Origin of the sequence: Bhargavaea cecembensis, from assembly GCF_000826125.2 — a bacterium.
GTDB classification, from domain to species: domain Bacteria; phylum Bacillota; class Bacilli; order Bacillales_A; family Planococcaceae; genus Bhargavaea; species Bhargavaea cecembensis_B.
In genome coordinates this window covers 1,307,222-1,315,841 of sequence record NZ_LN651373.1, presented here as the reverse complement: position 1 = coordinate 1,315,841, position 8,620 = coordinate 1,307,222, and the positions used below count along the sequence as shown (strand labels likewise).

Genomic DNA, 8,620 nt, shown 5'->3' with positions numbered 1-8,620 from the left:
CGTTCACGGTCGTCGCAGTGCTCGGCGACCAGACGAGCGCCCCTGCCTCCGTCTCCCTCCAGGTCGGCGAAAAGGCCGAACCGGATGAAGAAGAACCGGACGAGCAGGAACCGCCGGAAGATGAAGAAGAGCCGGATGAGCAAGAAAACCCGGGACAGGACAATCCGGGTGACCAAAACTCCGGCGGCGAGCAGGGCGGAAACAACGGAAACGGCAACAACAGCGGCAACAACAACGGAAATAATAACGGAGACAACCAGGGCACCCCCGGCAACGGCCAGCAGAATCCCGGCGGAGGAAACAACTCCGGCGGAAACCAGGGCGGCCAAGGCGGTCAGGGCGGAAGCAACCAAGGCGGCGGCCAGGGTGGCGGAAACCAGGGCGGCAGCGGCGGCTCCGGAGGCGGCCAAGGCGGCGGAGGCAACACCGGAGGATCCGGAAACAGCGGAAGCCCCGGCCAGCCACCCGGCGGCGGAGACGGAGAATAACCCAAGTTGATCCAAACCAAAAGCCTGCCCACCGGTCATCCCGGCGGGCAGGCTTTTTCGTCGTTCATTCTGTTGGGGAGGGAATCGTTCGATCCGGGCGTGGAATCGTTCGATTCAGACGTCTAATCGTTCGATTCGCCGACTTAATCATTCGATTCAACGGCGTAATCGTTCGATTCGCCGGCTGGACGGCATTTTTCATTCACGGAGCGACGGGTCTGCCGGCAGCAGTTCGTCTTTCCTGATTCCCATCCGCTTCCGTCCTTCCCTGCAGAGGGAGAGGAGCGGACAGATCTCGCAACGGGGATTTTGGGCTTTGCAGTGGTACCTGCCGAAGAAGATGAGCTGATGGTGGGTCTGCGACCAGTCCTCCATCGGCGTCCATCGCATGATTTTCTCTTCAACCTGGAGCGGCGTGTCTTTCCACCGGTTCATGCCGAGCCGCTTGGCAACCCGCTCCACGTGGGTGTCGACGGCGAGCGCCGGGACGCCGAACGCCACAGAGACGACGACGTTCGCCGTCTTGCGGCCGACGCCCGGCAATGTCGTGAGCAGGTCACGGTCTGCCGGGACTTCCCCGCCGAACTGCTCGATGATGATCCGGCTCATCGCCTGGATGTTCTTCGCCTTGTTCCGGAACAGGCCGATCGACCGGATATCGTTCTGGAGCTCTTCAAGTTCCACGGCGAGATAATCTTCCGGCCGCTTGTATTTCTGGAACAGGTCCTTCGTCACTTTGTTCACGAGGACGTCGGTGCACTGGGCGGACAGGAGCGTGGCGACGAGCAGCTCGAACGGATTGTCGTGGACGAGCTCGCAGTGGGCCTCGGGAAACATTTCCCCGATCTCCTTCCGGCAGATTTGCCATTGGGTTTTCGTGAGCATGATGGACTCCTTTCCAAAACGGCCGGACCGCCTGTTCTCCGCGGTCCGGCCGTTAAATGTATGCTGATTCGGGCGAGTGAGCCGCTTTCTGCCGCGAGTAAGCCGCTTTCCCCGCCGAGTGAGCCGCTATCGTTTTCCGACGACTCTCTCTGCCGCACCCACGCCTTTATTCGCGTTCTTCGAGCCAGTTGTAGAACGGGACTTTCCGCTGGGGGTCTTCTTCCCGGTGGTTCTGGCGCGGCGGTTGCGGGCTGCTGCCGCCGCGGAACTGGCGGGCTTCCTGTTCGGCATCGGAGACGCTGCGGATGTTTTTCTTTTTCCATTCGAAGAGGATCCGGTCGATGTAGCGGAGGCTCACTTTGCGGGCGATGACCGCTTCGCGGAGCGCGGCTTTGATGAGCTCGGTGGAGTGCCCGTCTTCGTCGAACCACATGGAGATCGTCTCGCATTCCATCGGGGACAGAAGGCGGCCGAATTCCTGCTCGAAGATGGCGAACACTTCCCCTTCCTCCGCCTGCCGGTCCGCCTGGGCCTGTCCGTCGCAGAGCAGGATCTGGTCATCGACGAGGCGGTTCCAGAGCGGATGGAGGGAGTACGCTTCACTCAGCCGGCCGTCGTCGTCCATCGTCCGCTCGATTTCGAGGAATCCGGTCTGCATGAGCCGCTGGAGTCCCGATCCGATTTCTTCTTCCGGGAGGGACATGCGGGCGGCGATGTCGGACGGGCCGGGAAGCCCGTTCCCGTCTTCGGCGAATGACATGAGCTGGAGGACGAGCATGGCATCTGCGTCCCGGATGCCGAGCTTCTTGTATGAGTGAAAAAAGAGCTGGGAAATGTGGACATTTCCCCGCTCAATCCAAATCCGGAGCCGATCCTGACTTTTCACCGAATCAACCTCCTTCGCCTTCATCATGGGTACAGCCTGTTCAGGAGACGCGGGAATGGAATCGTTTCGCGGACGTGGTCTGCCCCGCTGATCCAGGCGACCGTCCGCTCGAGCCCGAGGCCGAAGCCGGAGTGCTCGACGGCGCCCTGCCTGCTGAGTTCCAGGTACCAGGCGTAGGCTTCAGGGTCGAGGTGATGCTCTTCGATGCGCTGTTTCATCAAGTCATAATCGTGGATCCGCTCGGAACCCCCGACGATTTCGCCGTAGCCTTCCGGTGCGATCAGGTCTGCGCAGAGCACGACGTCATCGCGGTCCGGATGCGGCTGCATGTAGAACGGCTTGATCGCCGTCGGATAGTTGACGATGAACACCGGCTTGTCGTAATGCTCGGCGATCGCCGTTTCGTGAGGGGCGCCGAAGTCGTCTCCCCACTGGATATCGTCGAAGCCTTCCTTATGGAGGAATTCGATCGCTTCGTCGTAGGTGATGCGCGGGAACGGCGCCTTCACTTTCTCAAGCTTGGACTGGTCCCGTCCGAGCACGCCGAGTTCAATCTGGCAGTTTTCAATAATGGACCGGACGAGGTGCTCGACGTACTGTTCCTGGATCTCCAGGGATTCTTCGTGGTTCGTGAAGGCCATCTCCGGCTCGATCATCCAGAACTCGATCAAGTGGCGGCGGGTCTTGGATTTCTCGGCGCGGAATGTCGGGCCGAACGAGAAGACCTTGCCGAGCGCCATCGCGGCCGCTTCCATGTAGAGCTGGCCGGACTGGGACAGATAGGCGTCTTCGTCGAAGTATTTCGTATGGAACAGCTCGGACGTCCCTTCCGGCGCGGAGCCCGTCAGGATCGGCGGGTCGACTTTCGTGAACCCGCGGCCGTTGTAGAACTCATACGTCGCCCGGATGATCTCGTTCCGGATCTTCATGATGGCGTGCTGTTTTTTCGAACGGAGCCAGAAGTGGCGGTTGTCCATGAGGAATTCCGTCCCGTGCTCCTTCGGCGTGATCGGGTAGTCATGCGCTTCGCCGATCACCTGGATGCCGGACACCTGAAGCTCGTAGCCGAACGCCGAACGCTCGTCTTCCACGACCGTGCCGGTCACGTACATCGATGTTTCCTGGTGGATCGCCTTCGCCGTCGCGAAGACGTCTTCGGGCACATCCGCCTTGACGACGACGCCCTGGACAAAGCCCGTCCCGTCCCGCAGCTGCAGGAAGGCGATTTTGCCGCTCGATCGCTTGTTTGCAAGCCAGGCGCCGATGCGCACCGTTTCGCCGACATGTTTCGGCATTTCACTGATCATAATTTTATCCATTCAATAAACCCTCCGTGTTTCGTGAATCAATCGTGCCAGCGGGACTCGACAAATGTCCGGATGCGGCTGACCGCTTCCTTGAACAGGCCGAGTTCGGTGGCGTAGCTCAGCCGGATCGTGTCCGGCGCGCCGAATCCGGATCCGGGAATGACGGCGACGTTCGCTTCTTCCAAGAGAGCCTTGGCGAATGCGTCGGTATCCGGGAAGCCGGTTTTCCGGACGGCTTCCGATACGTCCGGCAGCAAGTAAAATGCGCCCTGCGGCTGCAACACCCGAAACCCCGGGATGTCCGAGAGAAGCGGATAAACGGCATCGAGGCGCTCCCCGAAGTCCTTCCGCATCATCTCGACCGCGTCCTGCGGGCCGTTGTAGGCCTCGATGGCGGCGTACTGGGATGGCGTCGCCGGGTTCGATGTGGAGTGGCTCGCCAGGTCGGTCATCGCCTTGATGACGCGCTCGCTTCCGCAGGCGAAGCCGATCCGCCAGCCCGTCATCGAGTGTGATTTGGAAACGCCGTTGATGACGATCGTGCGTTCCTTCGCGTCGTCCGACAGCTGCGCGACCGACACATGCCGGGCATCTCCGTACACGAGCTTTTCATAGATTTCATCGGAAATGATCCAGATATCCGCTTCGCGGCAGACGTCCGCGATTTCGCGGAGCTCCTCTTCCTTGTAGATCATGCCGGACGGATTGCTCGGCGAGTTCAAGATGACCGCCTTCGTCCGGTCCGTGATGGCCTGCTTCAGCTGCGCGGCCGTCACTTTGAAGTCGGTTTCCACAGTTCCCTCGATGTAGACCGGCTGGCCGCCCGCGAGCTTCACCTGCTCCGGATAGCTTACCCAATACGGGATCGGGATGATCACTTCATCGCCCGGATCGAGGATCACCTGGAACAGCGTGTACAGGACATGCTTCGCCCCGACGCCGACAATCACCTCGGACGGCCTGTATGTAAGTCCATTGTCGCGCTTCATCTTGTCGACGATGGCCTGCTTGAGTTCCGGCAGGCCGCCGGAAGGGGTATATTTTGTCTTCCCTTCCTTCATCGACTTATACGCGGCTTCGATAATGTTGTCCGGAGTGTTGAAATCCGGCTCGCCCGCCCCGAGGCCGATGACATCGATGCCTTCCTGCTTCATCGCCTTCGCCTTTGCGGTGATCGCCAGCGTCGAGGAAGGTGTCAGACTTTCGGTGCGTGTTGCCAGTTTGCGGTTCATGCCGGAGGCCTCCTATAAGTTCATGATTTTCTTCCACAAGGTGCCATCCTTGAACAGGATGTATGCATAGTTCAGTTCGTCATCCGGGCCGGTGAAAGCCACTTCCCAGACCGGGCCGGGCTCCGCCTGTCCGAGGTGGACGTGGAGGACTTTCTTCACCTTCATGTCCTCTTTTACCACGTTCAGCGCTTCCTTCGCCGAAATCCCGTCCTTCAGGAGGACCTTGGTGACCTCGCCCTTTTCCCCGTCCGGGACGAATGCGGCCGCCGCCCGGCCGTCCTTGTCTTTGCCGAGCACCGTGATCGACGGGGTGTCCGAATTCATGAGATACGATTTGGACACTTCCGCCAGATGGCCGTCGGACAGCGCCTTCGCCTCTGCGGTTTCCTCGGCTTTCGCAATCGGCTTCCCCGCCTGATAAAAGACGATGATCCCGATGAGCGTCGCGAACGACAGCAGGAAGATGACGATGAACCGGATCCAGTTTTTCATTCATTCACGTCCTGTAGATCGTGAAGACGGCCGTGTCCGGATCTTCCGGATCAAGTGCCAGCCCGAACATGAGATCATCATGCTTCAGCGTGCGGTTCAGCGCATCGACGACCTTATACAGATCGGGCTGGTAAGCCAGTTTCACGGTGGTCAAGATTTCGATTTTGCTTTCCATGGTTCGACCCGCTTTCTGCTCCTCATACTCCGCCATTATACCAACTTTCCAACTCCAGTACCATATCGGCCAGGGCGACTTTTTCGACGGGCACATGCGGGAGGGCCTGAATGAATTCCTTTCCGTAGGACTTCCGCTCGATCCGCCTGTCCAGCACGATATAGGCGCCCCGGTCGGAGGTGGAGCGGATGAGCCGTCCGAAGCCCTGCCGGAATTTCAGCATCGCGGAAGGCAGCGACAACTCCGAAAACGGATTTTTCCCCTCGGCCGCAATGACCGCCGCCCTCGCCTTGAACACCGGATTGTCCGGCGAGCTGAACGGGAGCCGGACGACGACGACGGCCGCCAGGGCATCCCCGGGCGCGTCGACTCCTTCCCAGAAGCTGTCCGTCCCGAACAGGACCGCGTTGCTGAAGCGCTGGAACGACTTCAGCAGGCGCATCCGGCTGCCCGGCGTGATCCCCTGGGCGATCAGCATGTACTCCGCCAGCAGTTCGCTGTCGGAGATGAGTTCGAACGTCTTGCGCAGCATGTCGTGCGACGTGAACAGGACGAAGCACCGCCCGCCCGTCGCCAGGACGGTCTGGACGACCGCTTCGGCCACCGCTTCGATGTATTCCCGCTGCGGCACGTTCAGAATATCGGGCATGTCGTTGACGATGTACAGCTTGGCGCCCGCATAAAAATCGTCGGATGCCTCGAACTTCAGGACGGGCACGCCCGCCGGCAGACCGAGCGAGTCCGCGATGAACCGCTCTTTCCCCGGCAGCGTCATCGTTCCGGACGTCCAGACGATCCCGGTCTCCTTGTACCTTTCGGCGGTCTGGCGGATGATGCGGGAAACGTCTGCCGGCTGCCGGACGATTTTGAGGCTGCCCGGAAGGCTCCTCATGTCCGCCTCCGCCCACGCCGCCCCCCGGCTGTCCCAGACGCCGAACAGCTCCATCCAGCCTGCCGCATGGACCGTGATCTCCCTCAGCCAGTGCTGCCACTCCGACAGGAACCGCTGTCCGCCGTCCCCCGAGGAACCCGGCGCCCTCTCAAGAAGACGCGTACAGTCGCCTGCAAGATCCAGCCACCGGTACAGGCTTTCCCCGGCTTCCGTGCACACCGGCAGCAGTGGAGTCATGTCGTTCAGCGTGAACACCTTTTTCTGCTCATGCGGCCGGTCATCCACCGACTGGATGAATGCCTGGATCCTCAGAAAAGCCCGGTCGAATGCGTCCATCATTTCCTCGTAGGCCTGACCCATCCTGGCCACTTCCCGGTCGCCCGGCGATCCGCACCGGCGGGCGAGCGCCTCGAACCGGTCGTGCAACAATCCATCCCCCGGCCGGCCGACCTGGCCGACCGTGTACTTCCACTCCGTATAAGAAAAGACGATTTCCGCTCGCGCCCGGGCCGCCGGGATGAACTGATGTGCCTCGTCGATGATCAGCCCGGACAGATCGCCGAGCAGCGGCTGCGGGCGGTCTGCGTCCGAGAGCAGCATCGCATGGTTGGTGATGATGAGCCGGGCTTCTTTTGCGGCGCGGACCGACCGGAGGAAAAAGTCATGCGCCTCAGCGGACGGGTCAATCACCGACGGCCGGAACTTCCGGATCTTGTCGACGAACAGGCTACCGCCGCCGGACACGTTCAGTTCCTCGAGATCGCCCGTCTCGGTCCCGGCAAGCCAGACGAGCACCTGCAGCACCGCAAGCGTTTCGTCATAGGATTCATCTTCCGTCTCGAGAATCCCGGCAAACCGCTCAAGGTCGATGTAATGCTGCATCCCTTTCAGCAGCACGGCGCCGACCGGCATGCCGAGTGCGCGGGAAACTTTTTCCGCCTCGCGCTCCAGAATCTGTTCGGTGAGGTGGTTCGTATACGTGCTGACGACCGCCGGCCGGCCATCCTCGACGGCGCGGATCACGGCCGGAAGCAGGTAGGCGAATGTCTTCCCGATTCCGGTCGCGGCTTCGATCGCGATTTCCCGGTGCTCCTGCAGGGCATTGTGGACAGCATCCATCATCCCGATCTGCGCAGGGCGCTCCTCGTATTCGGAAAAGGCCCGCCGCAGCAGTTGACGCCGGTCTTCTTCGCCGGCGGGGAATTCAACCTCCGATGCTGTGCGTGCGGGAAGGGAAGCCGCGGGCTGCAGGGCGATCCCCCGCCAGACCGCATGGCCGGATTGTGTAGTGGCGGAACGCCGTTTTTTAAGCGCATCAAAGAAGACCGGACTCAGGTCGGACTTGAGCCGGAACGACCGCTTGTGCAGCGCGGAGATCGTCTCTTCCGGAAGGGCATCCAGCTGATCGAACAGCGCCAGCAGAAGATGGGCGGTCGCCGTCGCATCCGCCACCGCCCGGTGAGCCTGGTCGAGGTGAATGCCCAGATCGGCCGCGATATCCTGCAGTTTATAGCTGGCCGCGGACGGACGGATGATCTTCGACAGCTCCACCGTGTCGATCGTCTGGCCGGTCCACTCCGGAAGGCCCGCCCTGCGGAATTCCTTCTGGAGGAACGGAAGATCGAACGAGACGTTGTGCGCTACGAAGATACACCCTTCCAGCAACCCGCGGATCTCCGGCGCCCGGTCTTCGAACCGGGGCGCATCCGCAACGTCGCGGTCGGTGATGCCCGTCAGGCTGCTGATGAACGCCGGAATCTTTTTCTCCGGCTTGAGAAATGTCGAATAGGTCTTCGACAATTCGTTCCCTTCCACGATGACGATGCCGATCTCGATGATCCGGTCCCCGTTCTTCGGGGAATTCCCGGTCGACTCGAGATCGACGACTGCATATTTTTTCCCTTCCATGTCCATCAACTCACTGTCCGTCGGATATACCGAAATTGTACCACAACCCGGTGCCGCCCGGCTCGGACCGCCGGCTTGGCGACGGGAGGAAAGTGGAGAGAATGCATGTCTGGATCTTTTGAAATTGTGTGGGGGGATTTAGGGGCGGGAAGTCACCTTTTGAAGGCGCGTTTCTCTTTGTGGGGTTTTCGGAGGCGCGTGAGGAGAATTCAGAAGCGCGATGTCCCCTTTCGAAGGCGCGTTTCTCTTCCTGGAATTTTCGAAGGCGCGTGAGGAGAATTCAGAGGCGCGATGTCCCCTTTCGAAGGCGCGTTTCTATTCATGAAATTTTCGAAGGCGCAATGACCCGTTTCGA

At 60.7% G+C, this 8,620-nt stretch carries 7 protein-coding genes and 1 pseudogene; 1 reads left to right on the top strand and 7 read right to left on the bottom strand.

Annotated elements, in window-relative coordinates; all coding sequences use genetic code 11:
• A pseudogene (locus tag BN1189_RS15890) lies at window positions 1-488 on the top strand (hypothetical protein); the annotation flags it as partial.
• A 198-nt stretch (window positions 489-686) separates the two neighbouring features.
• Here the strand turns inward: BN1189_RS15890 and nth are convergent.
• The 7 genes from nth to dinG form a co-directional block, all read right to left on the bottom strand.
• Window positions 687-1,373: an endonuclease III gene (gene nth / locus BN1189_RS12025; protein WP_040228399.1), complete on the bottom strand. Its 687-nt coding sequence runs from the start codon at window positions 1,371-1,373 to the stop codon at window positions 687-689.
• A 166-nt stretch (window positions 1,374-1,539) separates the two neighbouring features.
• A complete protein-coding gene (locus BN1189_RS12020) occupies window positions 1,540-2,259 on the bottom strand; it encodes a DnaD domain-containing protein (protein WP_082194257.1) in 720 nt (239 codons plus the stop codon).
• Window positions 2,260-2,282: 23 nt separating this feature from the next.
• On the bottom strand, window positions 2,283-3,578 hold the full coding sequence (gene asnS, locus BN1189_RS12015) for an asparagine--tRNA ligase (protein ID WP_040228397.1): 1,296 nt from the start codon (window positions 3,576-3,578) through the stop codon (window positions 2,283-2,285).
• Between the two features lie 26 nt (window positions 3,579-3,604).
• Window positions 3,605-4,798 (bottom strand): pyridoxal phosphate-dependent aminotransferase, encoded by a 1,194-nt coding sequence (locus BN1189_RS12010; protein ID WP_040228396.1) that lies wholly within the window; start codon window positions 4,796-4,798, stop codon window positions 3,605-3,607.
• 12 nt (window positions 4,799-4,810) lie between these two features.
• Complete coding sequence (locus BN1189_RS12005) at window positions 4,811-5,290, bottom strand: cell wall elongation regulator TseB-like domain-containing protein (RefSeq protein ID WP_040228394.1); 480 nt, start codon at window positions 5,288-5,290, stop codon at window positions 4,811-4,813.
• A 4-nt stretch (window positions 5,291-5,294) separates the two neighbouring features.
• Window positions 5,295-5,465 carry a YpmA family protein gene (locus tag BN1189_RS12000; RefSeq protein ID WP_069201973.1) on the bottom strand — a complete coding sequence of 57 codons (171 nt, stop codon included), beginning with the start codon at window positions 5,463-5,465 and terminating at the stop codon, window positions 5,295-5,297.
• Between the two features lie 22 nt (window positions 5,466-5,487).
• Window positions 5,488-8,265 carry an ATP-dependent DNA helicase DinG gene (dinG, locus tag BN1189_RS11995; protein ID WP_040228411.1) on the bottom strand — a complete coding sequence of 926 codons (2,778 nt, stop codon included), beginning with the start codon at window positions 8,263-8,265 and terminating at the stop codon, window positions 5,488-5,490.
• Window positions 8,266-8,620: the final 355 nt, after the last annotated feature.

Bases quoted from the DNA above. Each gene is read 5' to 3' on its own strand.
- nth (WP_040228399.1), bottom strand. From the start codon at position 1,373: ATGCTCACGAAAACCCAATGGCAAATCTGCCGGAAGGAGATCGGGGAA.
- asnS (WP_040228397.1), bottom strand. From the start codon at position 3,578: ATGGATAAAATTATGATCAGTGAAATGCCGAAACATGTCGGCGAAACG.
- BN1189_RS12010 (WP_040228396.1), bottom strand. From the start codon at position 4,798: ATGAACCGCAAACTGGCAACACGCACCGAAAGTCTGACACCTTCCTCG.
- BN1189_RS12005 (WP_040228394.1), bottom strand. From the start codon at position 5,290: ATGAAAAACTGGATCCGGTTCATCGTCATCTTCCTGCTGTCGTTCGCG.
- BN1189_RS12000 (WP_069201973.1), bottom strand. From the start codon at position 5,465: ATGGAAAGCAAAATCGAAATCTTGACCACCGTGAAACTGGCTTACCAG.
- dinG (WP_040228411.1), bottom strand. From the start codon at position 8,265: ATGGAAGGGAAAAAATATGCAGTCGTCGATCTCGAGTCGACCGGGAAT.